15 protein-coding genes and 1 tRNA gene are annotated in these 16613 nt (G+C 36.0%); 7 read left to right on the top strand and 9 right to left on the bottom strand.

The window, feature by feature from the left end; genetic code table 11:
* Positions 1-69: 69 nt before the first annotated feature.
* The 5 genes from ICG50_RS03310 (at position 70) to ICG50_RS03290 (ending at position 5802) form a co-directional block, all read left to right on the top strand.
* On the top strand, positions 70-1458 hold the full coding sequence (locus tag ICG50_RS03310; protein ID WP_187659475.1) for a dipeptidase: 1389 nt from the start codon (positions 70-72) through the stop codon (positions 1456-1458).
* Positions 1459-1753: 295 nt separating this feature from the next.
* Entirely contained in the window at positions 1754-2125 is a 372-nt protein-coding gene (locus tag ICG50_RS03305; protein ID WP_187659474.1) for a BlaI/MecI/CopY family transcriptional regulator, read from the top strand.
* Complete coding sequence (locus ICG50_RS03300; RefSeq protein WP_187659473.1) at positions 2122-4152, top strand: energy transducer TonB; 2031 nt, start codon at positions 2122-2124, stop codon at positions 4150-4152. Before ICG50_RS03305 ends, ICG50_RS03300 begins: the two co-directional genes overlap by 4 nt.
* Positions 4153-4581, top strand: coding sequence for a hypothetical protein (locus ICG50_RS03295; protein WP_187659472.1), 429 nt, complete (start codon positions 4153-4155; stop codon positions 4579-4581).
* Positions 4582-4701: 120 nt separating this feature from the next.
* Positions 4702-5802, top strand: coding sequence for a DUF4407 domain-containing protein (locus tag ICG50_RS03290; protein ID WP_187659471.1), 1101 nt, complete (start codon positions 4702-4704; stop codon positions 5800-5802).
* A gap of 90 nt (positions 5803-5892) precedes the next feature.
* Here ICG50_RS03290 and ICG50_RS03285 read toward each other — a convergent pair whose 3' ends face one another.
* The 6 genes from ICG50_RS03285 to ruvC all read right to left on the bottom strand — a co-directional run bounded on the left by ICG50_RS03285 (position 5893) and on the right by ruvC (position 10001).
* Positions 5893-6600, bottom strand: a complete 708-nt coding sequence (locus ICG50_RS03285) for a PH domain-containing protein (protein ID WP_187659470.1) — start codon at positions 6598-6600, stop codon at positions 5893-5895.
* Between the two features lie 45 nt (positions 6601-6645).
* Positions 6646-7017 (bottom strand): MmcQ/YjbR family DNA-binding protein, encoded by a 372-nt coding sequence (locus ICG50_RS03280; protein WP_187659469.1) that lies wholly within the window; start codon positions 7015-7017, stop codon positions 6646-6648.
* A gap of 35 nt (positions 7018-7052) precedes the next feature.
* Positions 7053-7424, bottom strand: a complete 372-nt coding sequence (locus ICG50_RS03275; RefSeq protein WP_187659468.1) for a four helix bundle protein — start codon at positions 7422-7424, stop codon at positions 7053-7055.
* Positions 7425-7479: 55 nt separating this feature from the next.
* Positions 7480-8235, bottom strand: a complete 756-nt coding sequence (locus ICG50_RS03270) for a cyclase family protein (protein ID WP_187659467.1) — start codon at positions 8233-8235, stop codon at positions 7480-7482.
* An 11-nt stretch (positions 8236-8246) separates the two neighbouring features.
* On the bottom strand, positions 8247-9380 hold the full coding sequence (hemW, locus tag ICG50_RS03265) for a radical SAM family heme chaperone HemW (RefSeq protein ID WP_187659466.1): 1134 nt from the start codon (positions 9378-9380) through the stop codon (positions 8247-8249).
* A gap of 66 nt (positions 9381-9446) precedes the next feature.
* Positions 9447-10001, bottom strand: coding sequence for a crossover junction endodeoxyribonuclease RuvC (gene ruvC, locus ICG50_RS03260; protein WP_187659465.1), 555 nt, complete (start codon positions 9999-10001; stop codon positions 9447-9449).
* 57 nt (positions 10002-10058) lie between these two features.
* On the opposite strand from ruvC, the gene ICG50_RS03255 reads away from it, so the two are divergent.
* Positions 10059-10982, top strand: a complete 924-nt coding sequence (locus ICG50_RS03255) for a hypothetical protein (protein ID WP_187659464.1) — start codon at positions 10059-10061, stop codon at positions 10980-10982.
* Entirely contained in the window at positions 10973-12106 is a 1134-nt protein-coding gene (locus tag ICG50_RS03250; protein WP_187659463.1) for a glycosyltransferase family 2 protein, read from the top strand. Before ICG50_RS03255 ends, ICG50_RS03250 begins: the two co-directional genes overlap by 10 nt.
* Before the next feature lie 212 nt (positions 12107-12318).
* On the opposite strand, the gene ICG50_RS03245 is transcribed toward ICG50_RS03250, so the two are convergent.
* The 3 genes from ICG50_RS03245 to ICG50_RS03235 all read right to left on the bottom strand — a co-directional run bounded on the left by ICG50_RS03245 (position 12319) and on the right by ICG50_RS03235 (position 16597).
* A complete protein-coding gene (locus ICG50_RS03245; protein ID WP_187659462.1) occupies positions 12319-12795 on the bottom strand; it encodes a hypothetical protein in 477 nt (158 codons plus the stop codon).
* A 118-nt stretch (positions 12796-12913) separates the two neighbouring features.
* Positions 12914-16216: a DUF7619 domain-containing protein gene (locus ICG50_RS03240; RefSeq protein WP_187659461.1), complete on the bottom strand. Its 3303-nt coding sequence runs from the start codon at positions 16214-16216 to the stop codon at positions 12914-12916.
* 307 nt (positions 16217-16523) lie between these two features.
* A tRNA-Asp gene (locus tag ICG50_RS03235) sits at positions 16524-16597 on the bottom strand.
* Positions 16598-16613: the final 16 nt, after the last annotated feature.

Below are 16613 nucleotides of genomic sequence, written 5' to 3'. Positions count from 1 at the left end.
TTCAAAGGAAAATTATTAAAAAAAATAACAGTCAATTTTGTACTTTTGAAGCACAACAAATTTAATCCCATGGACAACATAAAAAATTACGTTCAACAAAACAAAGAACGTTTTATAAACGAGTTAATTGAACTCCTAAAAATCCCATCAGTAAGTGCCGACAGCGCTTATGCCCAAGACGTAATCAACACCGCCGATGCGGTAAAAACCAGCTTGGAAAAAGCCGGTTGTACCTTTGTAGAAATTTGCGAAACGCCTGGTTATCCAATCGTTTTTGGTGAACATATTATCGACAAGAATTTACCAACGGTTTTGGTTTACGGTCATTACGACGTACAGCCGCCGGATCCGATTGACTTATGGACATCGCCACCATTTGAACCCGTAATCAAAACTACCGAAATTCATCCTGAAGGCGCTATTTTCGCCCGAGGCGCTTGTGATGACAAAGGTCAAATGTACATGCACGTAAAAGCTTTTGAATATATGATTCAAAGTAATTCATTGCCTTGTAACGTGAAGTTTATGATTGAAGGCGAAGAAGAAGTGGGTTCCAAAAGTTTAGGCTGGTTCGTTGAAAGAAACCAAGAAAAACTAAGTTGCGACGTGATTTTGATTTCCGATACCGGAATGATTTCCAATCAACAACCGAGTATCACAACCGGTTTGCGTGGTTTGAGTTATGTAGAAGTAGAAGTTACCGGACCAAACAGAGATTTACACTCAGGATTATATGGCGGCGCTGTGGCCAATCCTATTAATGTGTTGACCAAAATGATTGCTTCGCTTCATGATGAAAACAACCACATTACGATTCCGGGATTTTATGACAAAGTCGAAGAACTTTCCGCAGCCGAAAGAGCAGAAATGGCGAAAGCACCATTCTCTTTAGACAAATACAAACAAGCCTTAGATATCGCCGATATTTATGGTGAAACCGGTTATGTAACTAATGAAAGAAACTCCATTCGCCCAACCTTAGACGTGAACGGAATTTGGGGTGGCTACACCGGTGAAGGCGCGAAAACCGTTATCGCCAGTAAAGCTTATGCTAAAATTTCAATGCGTTTGGTGCCCAACCAAGACTGGGAAGAAATTACCGAATTGTTTAAAAACCACTTTGAAAGTATTGCGCCAAAAGCGGTAAAAGTAAAAGTAACACCACACCACGGCGGACAAGGTTATGTAACGCCAATTGACAGCATTGGTTACAAAGCAGCTAATAAAGCGTACACTGAAACCTTCGGAGTGCAGGCAATACCAGTGCGTTCCGGTGGAAGTATTCCTATTGTGGCTTTGTTTGAAAAAGAGCTAAAATCAAAAACTATCTTGATGGGATTTGGTCTAGATTCTGACGCAATTCACTCACCTAACGAACATTTCGGAGTATTTAATTACTTAAAAGGCATTGAAACGATACCGTTATTTTATAAATATTTTGTGGAGTTGAGTAAGTAATATTTCTCGCAAAGACACAAAGTCACAAAGAAAATCCGTTCCTTCTAGTAAGTGAGCGGATTTTTTTTGGGCGTTACCTTGTTGCACAACATTTTTATTTAAAAGAAATCCCCAAAAGCAACGAGGTCAGGCTTTCCGTTGCAATCTTTTTCTTTATCAAGAAAAAGGATTTCCACTGCAATCCTTAACGCAAGTCCAAGATTAAACCAGACCCAAATGTTAAATTTTTACTCTACAGTTGTAGAATTGAATTTTTCTTCTACATTTGTAGAGTAATTTCTAAAATCGTAGAGCAATGCAACTATCCAATTCAGAAGAACAATTGATGGAACATTTGTGGAAACTAGAGAAAGCCTTCATGAAAGATTTATTGGAAGCTTTTCCCGAACCTAAACCGGCCACGACAACCGTAGCCACACTTTTGAAAAGAATGATCGACAAGAAATTTGTGGCTTATACCGAATTTGGAAACTCCAGAGAATATTATCCGCTGGTCCAAAAATCGGATTATTTCTCTAAACATGTCAACGGATTGATTAAAAACTTCTTTAACGATTCGGCTTCGCAATTTGCTTCTTTTTTTACGACTTCAACTAATTTGTCTGAAAAAGAATTGGAAGACTTAAAGAAAATCATCGATGTTGAACTTCAAAAAAAGAAAAAATGACCGACTTTCTAATCAAATCAACCATCAGCTTAATCCTTTTTCTTGGCTTCTATCATTTGGTATTAGAAAAAGAAAAAATGCACCAATTCAATCGGTTTTACTTATTGTTTTCGATAGTAATTTCACTTGCCATTCCGTTTATAACTTTTGAAATAATCAAAGAAATTCCGGTGGCAGCAATCACAGAACCGATTTACATGCCGATACCTATGTCGAATGAAACCATTCCGGTTATAGAAACAATTGATTATACGCCAATAATATTTTGGAGTTTATACGGACTAACAACGCTTCTCTTAACCATTCGTTTCGGTAAAAACATCTGGAAATTAATGGCAAAATCTTCTTCTAATCCAACCGTAAAATACAAAAACGCCCAACTGGTTTTGGTGGATGAAAAAACACTTCCACATACCTTTTTGAATTCCATCTTCATCAATTTTGACGACTACAACCAAAGGAATATTGAAGACGAATTGTACACACACGAACTAGTTCACGTTACGCAAAAACACACTTTAGACATCTTGTTTATTGAGTTTTTGAAAACCGTTTTTTGGTTCAATCCTGTATTTTATTACTATAAAAAAGCAATCCAACTCAACCACGAATTTTTCGCAGATGAAAAAGTGGTGCAATCCTATAATGATGTTCCGTTTTACCAAAGCTTGCTATTGCGAAAAGGAAACGTCAACGCAACGATTTACTTGGCCAGTAACTTGAATTATTTAGTAACCAAAAAACGATTAATTATGATGACAAAAAGCACTTCGAAAAGTATAGTTTTTTTGAAGAAAATAGCCATTACACCTATTCTTGCAGGTTTAATTTACTTTTTCTGTATTGAAATTGTGGCGCAGGAAAAAGTAATTTCAGATAGAAATTCAATTACAGAAAATAGCAAAACAAATTACGAAGAAGAATTTTATAAAAATGTTCGTATCAAATATTACGAAAGCAGAATTAAAACTAAAGATGGCTATAAATTTGGAAAGCTAATTTTTAATAAAAAATACCAAGAACTTACTGAAAATGAAAAGAAAGACATCATACTGTATTTGTTCGTTCCTAAACCATTAGAAAAAAAATCTCCAACAACAATTGAATTAAATGAGTTCAAAAACTCAAAAAAATATGCCATTTGGATTGACGGAAAAAACGTTCCAAACAATGAATTGAACAAGTATAATCCTAAAGACATTGCCCATTTTTCGGGAAGTGTAATTCTAAAAAATGCCCGAACAAAAAAACATCCACAACCATTTCAATATTGGTTTTATACGCATCCTTATTTTGAAAAAGAAGGAATGGGAAAACAAAAAAAGAAATATACGGGTGAAGAAATTGTAATTTGGAAAGAAGGGAATACAAAAACCAATAAATCAAAAGTAACTGCAGAAATTATCCCTACAATTAATGACACTATTAAGAAAAAGCCATTAGAAAAAGTTACCATTAACGGTGAAGTATATGAAAAAGTGGGAGAGAAATACTTCAACGAAAAGGGGTCGTTCGATGTAACCGGAAAAAACAAATTCAAAGAAGGCTATATAAAAATAAACAACCAAACTTGTTTCTATGTAACGAATCAAAAAGGAGAAATTAAATATTTTGATCCCACAGGGAATAGCATTGACATTTATGGAATAAAAATAGAACCCAAAAGCAACACTATTGAGGAAGTTCCAACAAAGAAACAAGAAACTGATGTTTATAATTTATCCGATCTAAACGAAAAACCGGAGTTCGAATTGGGTTTAGAAGCCTTCTACAAATACATCGGCGCCAACTTTAAAATCCCTGAAGAAGTAACCAAAAACAAACTGAAAGGAAGAGTCTTTGCCAGTTTCATCGTAGAAAAAGACGGCAGTTTATCCAACATAAAAATACTTAGAGATATGGGTTACGGAACCGGAGAAGAAGCGGTAAGAGTTTTGAAAGAATCCCCAAAATGGAAACCGGGAAAAATAGACGGAAAACCGGTCAGAACAATGTACAGCTTACCGATTTCCATAAAATCTGAGTAAATGAATTCTAGATTTCTATCATTATTGATGCTTTCTTTGTTGATTGGCAGTTGTAAAATCAATAAAACGGTAAATCATGACCGTGTTGGCAAATGGGTTTACAAAGACACCGTTAACGGCATACTTTACAAATCAAAAGGCCAATATAGAAAAAGCATAGAAATCAAAACCTGGAAATATTACGAAAACAGAAAGCTGGTCAAAACCGAGAAATACTCAGATGGGATTTGTCACATCAAAACTTTTGACCATAAAGGCAGAATTACTTCAACCGGTCAATCGATGATGCTAGAAGAACAAGACGGAACGCATTGGTATATAATTGGTGAATGGACTTTTTTTGATCAAAACGGTAAAGTCATTGGCATCAAAAAATATGAAAAAGGCGTTCTGATTTCTGAAGAAGAAATAAAACCAAACCCGCTATAAATTAGCGGGTTTTTTATTTAAAATCAACGCCTTACAATAAACTAAAACTTTTGGCGTTATATTTGTATAATCATCATAATCAAAATCTTCCGAACCCGTTTCGGAGTAAAATCAATCATCATGTTAAAACGTTTTTTCCTCCTTTGTTCCGGTGTCGACAGCGACATAGTGAACTCTTGTTCCAATGGCGAACAAAACAAATACGCGGGCATTGGCGCTACCGTATTTTTTACAGCAGTTATGGCTTTTATTGCGGGAAGTTATGCCCTTTACACTGTTTTTGATAATCTCTATACCGCGATTTTTTTCGGACTGATTTGGGGGTTTTTAATTTTCAATTTGGATAGATTTATCGTGTCTACCATCAAAAAAAGGGATAGTTTTTTAGACGAATTTATTCAGGCTTCTCCCCGAATTGCTTTAGCAGTAATTATTGCCATTGTAATTTCTAAACCTCTAGAAATCAAAATTTTTGAAAAAGAAATCAATACCGTTTTATTAAAGGAGAAAAATGAAATGGCCATCGCCAATAAAAATCAGGTGACCAATTATTTCAAAGGCGATGTCGATAAAAACAAAGCCGAAATAGACAGCTTAAAATCATCAATTGCCAAAAAAGAAAAAGAAGTTTCCGCTTTATACGATTCCTACATCACCGAAGCCGAAGGTTCAGCCGGAACTAAGAAAATGGGGAAAGGACCGATTTATAAAGAAAAACGTGCTGCACACGATTTGGCCACCAAACAATTGGATTCGTTAAAAACTTCGAGTGTGAATGCCATAGCTGAAAAAGAAGCCAGAAGCAAAACTCTTCAAGCCGATTTAGACAAAAAAGTGTCTGATAGCCAACCCATCATTGACAGTTTCGATGGTTTAATGGCCCGAATTAACGCTTTAGGAAAATTGCCTTGGTTGCCATCTTTCTTCATCATGCTGTTATTTTTAGCGATAGAAACTTCACCCATTTTTGCCAAATTATTATCGCCCAAAGGAGAATATGATTTAAAACAAGAAGACCAAGAAATGGGTATCAAAAATGTCATTGCGCAAAACCGTTACCAAAGCGAATTGCAAAAGAAAACCGATGCAGAAATCTACGATAAAGTCTATGCCGATATCAGAGATGACAAAGAAATCTACAACTACAAGAAAAAAGGCGCTATCGAATTGCTCAAACTCCAAGCCGATGGTTTTGTGGATAAGCAGAAGAAATCGATGTAGAAAAAGGGATAAGGGAAAAGCAAAAAGGGAATAGTTAATTATATTTTAATTATTCCCTTTTTGCTTTTCCCTTATTACTAATCCCTTAAATTACATATGGCTCAATATTTCTTTTTTCAAAGAATCATATTCGCCTTGAAGAATCAATCCGTTGTCTAATAATTTTTTATAGTTCTGAAGCTTTTCGAACAATTCGTCTTGTGATAATTCTCCTAAACCTGATTTATCATCGGGAAATTGTTTTTCATCACGGTAACCTGATTGTTCCACCGGAATAATTTCGGCATAATTGGTTACTTCTTCGGTAGCTACTTCTTCTATCACTTCTGCTTCATCAATAACTATTGGTTCATCAATAACTACAGCTTTAGGTTGCTCAACAATTGGCGTTTCTGCCTTCGGGTGCTTTAATAAATCTAATTGTTCTTTGGCAAAAGTGTATAATTTTCGCGCTTGATTTTTAGGTAAATAATCAACGGTATGCGTTAAATCAGACTTGGTAGAAAAAGTAAAATCGGCTCCTAAAATCCCTTCTTTTACAAAACTCGCTTCAATATCATCCCAATCATAATCGATAAATTCCATCGACAACCCTAAATTTTTAGGCTTGCAAAGAATGATTCTTTTATTGGTCACAACTATGCTGTCGGGAAAAATATTTACAGCCGGTTTTTTTTGTACCGCTATATAACCCACTTCTTCATTGGTCATCAATAAATTGTCCAATTTGGCAGTGATTTTCTCAATCGCTTTCGGGTCTTGGTCTTCGTTTAATATCTTCTTTAAATTATCTAACATGGTTTGTGTTTTAATTTGACGCAATATTTTTAGCAAAAGTAATGCCTAATTCTCATTTTCGAGAATTTCGTTTTGACTTTTTTTGGTCAAACTTTTGAAAACCAATTCATAGGAATGATTTATCAGTTCACACATCATTTTATCTGAAACATCGCTGTTAAAACTTATGGTATTCCAATGGATTTTGCTCATGTGATAACCGGGTTGTATCGCCTCGAATTCAGCCCGAAGTTCTTCACCACGTTCGGGATCACATTTTAAATTGAGCGCAGGCGTTCCTTTTTCCCATTCTTTAAACGATGTCAGGCAAAACATTTTACCGCCGACTTTAAACACCAAAGTGTCTTCGTCGAACGGAAAGTGCTCGGTTACGCCTTTTTTGGAAAGACAGAATTCGTAAAGCTGTTGGATGTCCATTTATAGTTGGGAGTTAGGAGTGATTAGTTTGGAGTTTAGATTTTGCTTGAACCAAATTTATCTGGATTGTTCATCATGTAATAAATTAATTTTCCTACTTCATTATTTATAGCAGTGAGTTCATTATATTTTACTTCTTCCAAATAATCACAAGCTAATGAAAAATCTAACCATACCTGAGTTTCAGAATTTTCAGCTTCTGCATCACTAAGCTTACTAAAGAAGCTCTTTGGATAAACTCTTTTTCTATAAGCTTCAGTTATAGTGACAGTAACACTCCTTGAACTCCTTCTGACTTGATCAGTTAAAGAATATTTTTCTTCTTTTGGAAAATGTTTAGAAACTTCAAATACCTTCATAGCCAATTCAAATGATTTCTTATAACCCAATAAATCTCTATAATCCATAATACTATTTTAATAAACTCCAAACTCCTTTTTCTTACTCCAAACTAAAGTCTCCCTACTCCAAACTATACAAAACCGGTTTGCTTGGCGAAGCATCATTTTCAAACGAAGCGATTTGTAAATTAAGAATATAACTTCCGTCTTTAACATCTTCTTCCACATAAATCATTTCAGTAATTGTGGAATCCAATCTCGCATCAGCATTGAGATTATCGACATTTTTCACGTTCCAAAAAGCTTTGTGTGCCAATAGTTTTCCTTCGTCTTCTTCCCTATCTACACTTGGCAAATCAATTAGCAAATGTTTGATGCCGCTTTCACGAATAAAAATCGCTGCGTCTTCGGCTAAATATGGCGGATTGGTATGGGAATAATTTTTATGTTTTTTACCCGTTTCATTTGGTAAAGTCCTAATAACAATGGCTTCCGGAGATTTACCTGCTAAAGCGGATACTATTTGAAATTTAGTAATAATTAAATCATCTACTACACTTTCCGGTTCAATAGAAATCAATTCGGCAGTAAAGAAAAACTGTTTCAAACATTGGTTGATGCTGAAAAATTCTTTAGTAATATGACCGAGACATTCGGTGTGCGTTCCGTGTCCGTGCGGATTGAAGAAAATGTTATTGAAATTGGTCGAACTGCCTTCGGATACTTTTCCAACCCAATCTCCAAATATAACCGGTTTGATTTCAGGTTTTTCAAGATACCACGCAATCGGATTCGCATCGGAGTTGGATAATGGAATGGAAATATCAATGGGTTTTGATAAGTCGATTTCGAAGTTATTATTGATTACTGCTTTCAATGGAATGGATTTTACTCCAAATTTAGCAAAAATAAGTCGGACGCTATTCCGTCTCCCAAAAACTTCCCGCTTTTTGTGGTTCGCAAAACATTATCGTCTACAAAAAGCAAATGATCTTCGATGTATTTAGCTGATTGTTGGTTGAGATACTCTAAATATTTCGGTCCGAATTCGGTTTCAATTCTGTCTAAAGAAACACCCCAAATCGTTCGCAAACCGGTCATGATGTATTCGTTATAGCGGTCGGTTTTAGTTAAGGTTTCCATTTCAATTGGGATTTTATTTTCGGCTAAAGATTTTAAGTAAAGTGAGTTATTGGACACATTCCAACCTCGTTTTTCGCCATCATAACTGTGTGCTGACGGACCGATTCCGATATACTTTTTTCCTAACCAATAACTCGAATTGTTTTTGGAAAAATAGTTTTCTTTGCCAAAATTGGACAACTCATAATGAATGAATCCGTTTTCTTCTAATTTGTCTACCAATAAATTAAAATGCTCTTGCGCCAATTCATCATCGAGTTGCGGAATTACACCTTGCTTTATAAACTTATGTAAAGCGGTTTTCGGCTCAACAGTGAGTGCATAACTCGAAATGTGCGGAATGTTGTAAGCCAAAGCCAATTCGACATTTTGAAGCCATTTTTCATTACTCATATTGGGCATGCCGTAAATCAAATCGATGGTGATGTTATCGAAATATTTTGTTGCAATTTCCAAACATTTTTTGGCTTCAGCCACATTGTGTGCTCGATTCATCAGTTTCAAATCGTCTTCAAAAAAAGATTGGATTCCGATGCTTAATCGATTTACTTTATTTTTTGACAACTCGACAATTCGTTCTTTAGTTAAATCATCAGGATTGGCTTCGACAGTGATTTCGGGATTATCAACAACTTTAAAATTTTGAAAAACGGTATCAATCAACAATCGCAAATCTGAAGTCTGTATAATACTCGGAGTCCCGCCACCGAAGTAAAGGGTTTCGACTGTTTCATCTTTAAACTCGTCTTTTCGCAAAGTAATTTCTTTCACCAAAGCCAAAACCATTTCGTCTTTTTTCTTTAAGGAAGTCGAAAAATGAAAGTCACAATAATGACAAGCTTGTTTGCAGAAAGGAATATGGATGTAGATGCCACTCATTTTTTTAGTACTCAATGGACAGTGGTCAGTGGTCAGAACTGATTACTGAACACTGAATACTGAACACTATTTTTTTATTCGTTCTTCATTTTGTTTCACAAAAGCATCCCAACCGGTATAACTTTTTGCGCCTGTCACTTTTCCTGAGTTAAAAAAATGACAAACTGCCGCAGCTAAACCATCGGTGGAATCTAGATTTTTGGGCAATTCTTTTAACCCTAGAAGTTGTTGTAGCATTTTGGCGACTTGTTCTTTGCTGGCATTTCCGTTGCCGGTGATGGCCATTTTAATTTTTTTGGGTTCGTATTCGGTGATAGGAATTTGACGTGACAAACCCGCTGCCATAGCAACGCCTTGTGCTCTTCCTAATTTTAACATTGATTGCACATTCTTTCCGAAAAACGGGGCTTCGATGGCAATCTCGTCGGGATGATGGGTTTCTATTAGTTCAATGGTTCTTTCGAAAATGACTTTTAACTTAGTGTAATGATCATCATACTTACTCAAAATGAGCTCGTTCAACTGAATGAACTCCATTTTTTTGTTGACTACTTTGATTAGTCCGAAACCCATTATTGTGGTTCCTGGATCAATGCCTAATATGATGCGTTCGTTGGCCAAAAGATTTTTGTTTCAGGTTTAAAGTTTCAAGTTCAAAGTTTTGTGTTTCTTTGCCTAATGATTTCAATTCCTCACAAAGCTAAGCAATTCATCGTTTTTCTAATCAAACTTTTGATTGTAACTGCTGCTTTTTATTTTATCTATGACCAATTGGCGGAAAATTCAAAATTGGATTGGGAGAAGTTCCAAAATTTGGTGTTGGATAAAATGTCGATTTTAGGGATATCATTCATATTCTCTTTTAGCGTGATAAATCGTTATTTGGAAATTCTAAAATGGCAAAATTTAGTTTCATTTATAAAACCTATTTCAGTTGGCGAATCTTCAAAACAAGTGCTTGGCGCATTGACTGCCGGAATTTTCACTCCAAACAACTTGGGCGAATACGCCGGAAAAGCTTTGTATTTTGATAAAAAGAAGACCAAAAAAATCATTTTCCTGAACTTAATTTGCAATGGCATCCAAATGATTTTGACCATTGTTCTCGGCACGATTGGTTTATTTTTTATTGGATATTGGAAATGGGCATTGACTATAATTGGTTTCTTATCCCTCGTCTTGTTTGCTTCTTTTCTAACCAAAACTATAACTATTAAAGGCTATTCTATTGAGAAAATTTTAGCCAAAATCAACGAAATACCGAAAACCATTCACCGAAAAAATATAATCATGGCTACGGGTCGATACTTGGTTTTTTCACACCAATACTATTTTTTATTTCTGGCTTTTGATGTAGATTTACCTTATCTAACGATGATGGGTTCGATTGCGGCGGTTTATTTTTTGGCCTCTTCATTACCGAGTTTTCAGTTTCTGGACTTTGCTGTAAAAGGAAGTGTGGCGCTTTTTTTCTTCGAAAAATTGGGTATCAACGAATGGATAGTGGTTTTCATTTCCATGCTAATGTGGTTTTTGAATATCGTTTTGCCGGTGGTCATCGGTAGTTATTTTGTCTTAAAATTTAAACCGAAATGGAAATAATTACAATTATTATTTGCTTGATTTTATTAGCATATGTCATACTTATTGTTCAATTGATTTTAGGCTATGATAAAGTCAAATCTTTTAAAAGAACGGATGTTGAACCTAAAACGGCCTTCTCGATTATCGTTCCGTTTCGCAATGAGGAAAAGAATTTGCCCAAACTATTAGCCTCATTTTCCCAACTGAATTATCCTTATAAGTTAATCGAAATAGTGATGGTTGATGATTTCTCGACTGATAGTTCGGAGCGCATTTGTATCCGATGGCGTTTGGACCATGAGTTTTTGGACACGACACTTTTGGAAAATTTACGTTTATCGAATTCGCCCAAAAAGGATGCTATCGGAAGAGCCGTCCCGATTATCAAACACGATTGGATTATCACAACGGATGCTGATTGTACTGTGCCTAAAAATTGGTTGCTGACCTTAGACGATTACATTCAAAAAAACGAACCGGAGATGATAGTTGGTGCTGTGGCTTATAAAACTAAAAACAACTGGTTTCATAAGTTCCAACAAATGGATTTATTGAGTTTGCAAGGTACCACGATAGGTAGTTTTGGGATTGGGAAACCGTTTATGTGTAATGGCGCTAATTTTGCCTATACCAAAAGACTCTTCAACGAATTGGACGGTTTTAACAGCAATGATAAAATGGCAAGTGGCGATGATGTTTTCTTATTGCAAAAGGCAACAAAAAATCACTTGGATAAAATACATTACTTGAAAAATCCGGCAAGCATCGTTAAAACCAAACCCGAAAATGATTTGTTCGAGTTCTTTATGCAACGCGTTCGTTGGGCGAGCAAAACTACAGATTACCCAAGCGTTTATGCTAAGTTTTTAGCGGTCATTGTCTTGATGATGAATCTTGGACTAGTTGTCTGTTGTTTGTTGGCTGCTGTTGGAAAATTTGAGTGGCGTATTTTGCTTGGTGTGTTTTCAGCTAAATATTTGGTGGATTACTGGTTGCTTTTTAAAACCAACAATTACTTATTGAAAGGCCAATGGATTTTACCTTTAGCGACTGGTGTGATTTACCCTTTTTACTCTGGTTTGGTTGGGGTTTATTCTTTGTTTGGCAGCTTTTCTTGGAAAGGCAGAAGGTTTTCTAAATAGCCCGGATATTTGATATTAAGAGGAGAATGTCCGGTGAACTTCGGTTTTTATACGGGTGAGCTTTAGGTATTTTAAAGTCCTTTTTTATCGCTGACCCTAGCCCGGATAGCAGTGGAAATCCTTTTTATAGTTTGTGAAAAGCCTCTCGACTGCGCTCAGGGTGACAAACTGTAAAAAGATTGGAACGTATAGCCGGATTAGCTACTAAAAAATCACTCCTGTTTAATAATCACCGGTAGCATGAACTGAGTCTTGACCGGAATACCTCTTTTGAGTGCCGGATTAACTTTAGGAAAATCGATTAAACGCGCACGGAGGATGCTGTCGATTTTGATGGTGTCGTAGGCTACGGAATCTTTAGGGAATTCGGGTTTAAATTCTAAAGTCGCATCAGGGAAAACGGTAACCCTAACTTCAATGGTATCTAATTTGGGGAACATTGTGGCCAAAGTGTCAATGGCTAATTTTTGTTCAATGGTTGCGGTTAGAAAGTCGAAAAAGCATTGTTTGCGTTGCGTGGCATCGGTTAGTTTTTCACAATCGCCTACCGAAGGATATTCATCCACTTCTTTCCAGTTGATTTCTCGCATTTGTTGGTCGAGCAATTCCTGTTCGGAAGGCACTTTCTTCTCCAAGTATTGGCAAGAAAAACAAAGAGTAAGCAACAATAAAGCGAATGCTTTTTTCATGTAAGGGTTCCATCGGATTAACAGTTTCAAAAATAAGAAATTATATTCACGAAGCTACGGTTTGCCCAAAAAAGAAAAGCCTTCTCGAAAGAAGGCTTTGTTATTGATTTCTTTTAAACTATTCGACTATCAATTTCTTAACTACTTTTAGGTTAGTGTCTGTGGTTACTTCTAAAAGATACATCCCTTTGGAAACTGCCGACAAATCTAACGTTTGCGTTGCTAAAGCATTGGTTGGTTTTTGAACCATTATCATTTTACCCAAAACATCGTAAATAGCAATATTGGCAATAGCACCTTCGTTTTTAACGGTAATGGTAACGATATCTGAAACCGGATTTGGATAGAATACAAAATCGGCATTTTCAAATTCGCCAACACCCAATTGTGCTACAAATTCAGTATTAAAAGTATTGGTAATAATTGCCGGATTGAAATCGAAATAAATGGCAGCCGTATTTGGAATGATATCTCCTACGGCATAACCCGGTAATGGTTTTACCATAAAAGTAATATAACCTTTTCCAATTTCAGTATTGGCTACAGACGGTGGCAACATAATATCATCAAAATACCAATTGATATTATTGTCAACCCTATCCATTACATACGAATGGCTGGCACTAATCATTCGGATGCTATTGGTGTCTAATTGGGAATTTAAAACATCGTTAACTCTAACATTAAAAGCGCTGGCATTTCCGGTGTTTTCAAAACGAATGGTATAAGTTAAGTAATCGTTTGGCGTAAATGTTGCATGCAAAATTCGTTCTCCATGGGCTTCCATTTTGTCATTCGGATCATAGGCACCGATAATGATTTGGGTATTAGTAGCCGAATTGTTCGCCGGAACCACATCTCCGGTTAACGGAACAATTGAGGCTGTATTAGTTAATAATCCTCCAATGGTTACTGTTGGAATAGTTGGCACTTGCATAGTAACCATCATTTCTCTTGATTCGAAAGGCAACAAATTAGTGAAATTATAAGTAAATCCATTGGTAATTGGAGTAGTTCCAGTTTGTGAATTCTCGATAATAGAAACTTGCGCATCATGATTGAAAGTCACCGTACCAGCGGCAACTGTTTGGTTTCCATTATTAGTATAAACGATTTTATTCAGGTAAGTAAATCCGGGTCTTGGCGCATTTACAGGGATTATTGTTATCGATAAATCATTGTAGGTTTGCGTTACCGTAATCGGGAAATTATACGTTTGCATTCCGGCTCCGATAATTACATTTACATTGCTATAGGAAGCTGTTGTAATTCCGTATGAAGCTGCATAGTTTGGATCAATAGAGTAACTCAAATCATAGGAATTAGAACCATTAGTATCATAGATATTGTAGATTCCTGTTGGAGAAACAATATTGTGAACATTTCCATTATTGTTCATTTCATAGGTAAATTGTCCTAATGGGAAATTTTGTTCGCCATTGTCTTGAGTACCGTTATTATTGGCATCTAAAAAGGCATTCAATTTTAATCCGGAACAATCAATAGCACCCATTGAATTGCCGAGTTCACTAATTGTTATTAAACCCAATTGATTGCTAAAATTAGTAACCATCATCAAATAATATTGTCCGGGTTGTGCATTAGGAATTATAGGATACTCAACTGCTGCTGCTGAATAACTACAACTAACTATATTGTTGGGAGATATTTGATTACAAGCATTAGCCAATGTTGAAAATGGCCCATATACGATAAAATCTACATCTGATTGAAATCCGTTTAAAGAAGCTTGTGTTATTTGTAAATTAATGGTTCCTGCACCACTTATTGGCAAATAAAACCATGTTTGGTTTGGTGTTGTTCCTAAACATCCAACTGCTCCTCCCGATGGAGCATTAATAGTATTCTGAAAAGGAACACCCAATGAATTACATAGTGAGTTAGCGCCTACACAGGTATACGCCAAATTACAATTAGGATAAGCCAACAACTGGAAAGTATAAATAGTGTCACAACCATTTGGAACAATTTCCCTAACAAAAACATTGGTTACCGGATTTTGAGTTCCAATATTCAAGGCTGATGGATTAGTAAATGGCACCACTTGATTTTGGGCATTGGCCAAACTAGGATAATATTCTAAAGCATTGGTTGAATTGATTTGCGATTGAACAGAAGTTAAATCAAAAGTGACTATGCTATCATTATTATCATCACATTGCTGAATATCATTTAATGAAAGAGGTGGATTATTTGAGAAAGTTTCTACGACCAATGCAAAGCCGAAAATTTGATATTCCGAAGTAACATTGTTTTGTAATCGAGCATAAATAATTTGACCACTTGGGGCGCAAAAGTTAGCCGGATTTAGAATTGGTGCTATGTTACTTTCGGCATTGGCTTGTGATAAATGATAAGAAATGGTGTATGTTGTAGGATTTAAATTCCCTAAAATGTAACCATCATTAATGGTAAGATCAAAACAACCTTGCGGTGTATCGCCACATACGGTTAAATTAATGGGTTGGCCTGCTTGAGGTGCACAAGTACCGGTAGCAAAAGTAAACCAGTCTGAAGTTGCGCTAGTGCCATCATTACCACAATTGGCACTTACTGAAAAAACATAGACGGTACCACAAGTTAGACCTGTTACAACAAATGGATTTTGTTGGACAACAATAGGCATGGTAGTTACACCATTAGCAGAGATCATTAGATTCCATACTGTTTCATCTCCATTGGCCGTCCAACTTAATACGGCTGAAGTTTCGGAGACGTTACTTACCATCAATTGGGTTGGTGCAACACAAGTTGGATTTTGACAATCAATAGTTACTAATTCTATCATTCCTACAGAAAAACAACCATTTCCTGCAAAACCTGCTCGGTAATAAACAGGTGGTTGATTCGGAGCCATTACAGGGCTAAGATAGCAACTTGGATTTTGTATCGGATTGGTTCCGGTTTGTGCATCGGCTAATGTCTGATAATAAGTGACTAATACCGATGTTTGTCCTTGTACAATTTGCGCTTCAATCGAAGTCAAGTCCCAACAAGGAAAACTCGTAATTAAGCTAGCACAATTGGTGAGAGTTACTGTGGGTGCTTCGGGCATTGGATTGACCGTTAAAGTATAGGTCAATATCGTAACTTCATTGGTAGCTACTGTTACAACTCTAACAAAAATAGTTTGAGTAAAAGAATAAATATTGTTGTACGGACTTGTTAAAGCGTTAAATCCCGTTGTGGCGTCATTTTGGGTTTCATGATGGGTAATCACATAATCTTCAGGATTCAAATTTCCTAAAATTTCAAATGTAATTTCCCCAAGCCAAAAAGAGGCATAACCATCGTTATTATCATCACACACATTGTTGAATTGTGTAGGCTGATTAAAATTTTGAGCCCATAAAATTGAGCTTGAAAAAAACAAAGCGAGAACAAGTAATAGTTTTTTCATGTTTTGGAATTGGTTGGGTTGATTGACAATTGACCTATGAGTAGTATTTGTACTTAAAAGGCGATGCAAGTTACAAATTTTCAGTTAATTACAAAACAAAAAATCAAAACACTATAAAGCAAAAAAGCCATCCACAATAAAGTGGAAAGCTTTTCATTGGTCTAACTACTAAACCTGCTACGAGTTACAAAGTCGTAGCGAAACAACACAACTAATCTTAGATACTTTCTTGGAGCCTAAAGAGAATTTTAAAATCCTATTTTGGGCAAAAAAGGTTTTCATTTCTGAAAACCTTTCCCAATTTTAGCGGTCTGGACGGGACTCGAACCCGCGACCCCATGCGTGACAGGCATGTATTCTAACCAACTGAACTACCAAACCATCGCTTAATTGCGGT

It is taken from the genome of Flavobacterium buctense (assembly GCF_014486695.1).
GTDB lineage: Bacteria > Bacteroidota > Bacteroidia > Flavobacteriales > Flavobacteriaceae > Flavobacterium > Flavobacterium buctense.
Note: the sequence above shows the minus strand (reverse complement) of the source record. Positions and strands in the feature narration are given on the sequence as shown.

Coding starts and splice junctions, on each gene's coding strand:
- ICG50_RS03275 (WP_187659468.1), bottom strand. CDS start 7,424: ATGGATTATAGAGATTTATTGGGTTATAAGAAATCATTTGAATTGGCT.
- ICG50_RS03245 (WP_187659462.1), bottom strand. CDS start 12,795: ATGAAAAAAGCATTCGCTTTATTGTTGCTTACTCTTTGTTTTTCTTGC.
- ICG50_RS03300 (WP_187659473.1), top strand. CDS start 2,122: ATGACCGACTTTCTAATCAAATCAACCATCAGCTTAATCCTTTTTCTT.
- ICG50_RS03290 (WP_187659471.1), top strand. CDS start 4,702: ATGTTAAAACGTTTTTTCCTCCTTTGTTCCGGTGTCGACAGCGACATA.
- ICG50_RS03285 (WP_187659470.1), bottom strand. CDS start 6,600: ATGTTAGATAATTTAAAGAAGATATTAAACGAAGACCAAGACCCGAAA.
- ICG50_RS03295 (WP_187659472.1), top strand. CDS start 4,153: ATGAATTCTAGATTTCTATCATTATTGATGCTTTCTTTGTTGATTGGC.
- ICG50_RS03255 (WP_187659464.1), top strand. CDS start 10,059: ATGATTTCAATTCCTCACAAAGCTAAGCAATTCATCGTTTTTCTAATC.
- ICG50_RS03305 (WP_187659474.1), top strand. CDS start 1,754: ATGCAACTATCCAATTCAGAAGAACAATTGATGGAACATTTGTGGAAA.
- hemW (WP_187659466.1), bottom strand. CDS start 9,380: ATGAGTGGCATCTACATCCATATTCCTTTCTGCAAACAAGCTTGTCAT.
- ICG50_RS03310 (WP_187659475.1), top strand. CDS start 70: ATGGACAACATAAAAAATTACGTTCAACAAAACAAAGAACGTTTTATA.
- ICG50_RS03250 (WP_187659463.1), top strand. CDS start 10,973: ATGGAAATAATTACAATTATTATTTGCTTGATTTTATTAGCATATGTC.
- ICG50_RS03240 (WP_187659461.1), bottom strand. CDS start 16,216: ATGAAAAAACTATTACTTGTTCTCGCTTTGTTTTTTTCAAGCTCAATT.
- ICG50_RS03280 (WP_187659469.1), bottom strand. CDS start 7,017: ATGGACATCCAACAGCTTTACGAATTCTGTCTTTCCAAAAAAGGCGTA.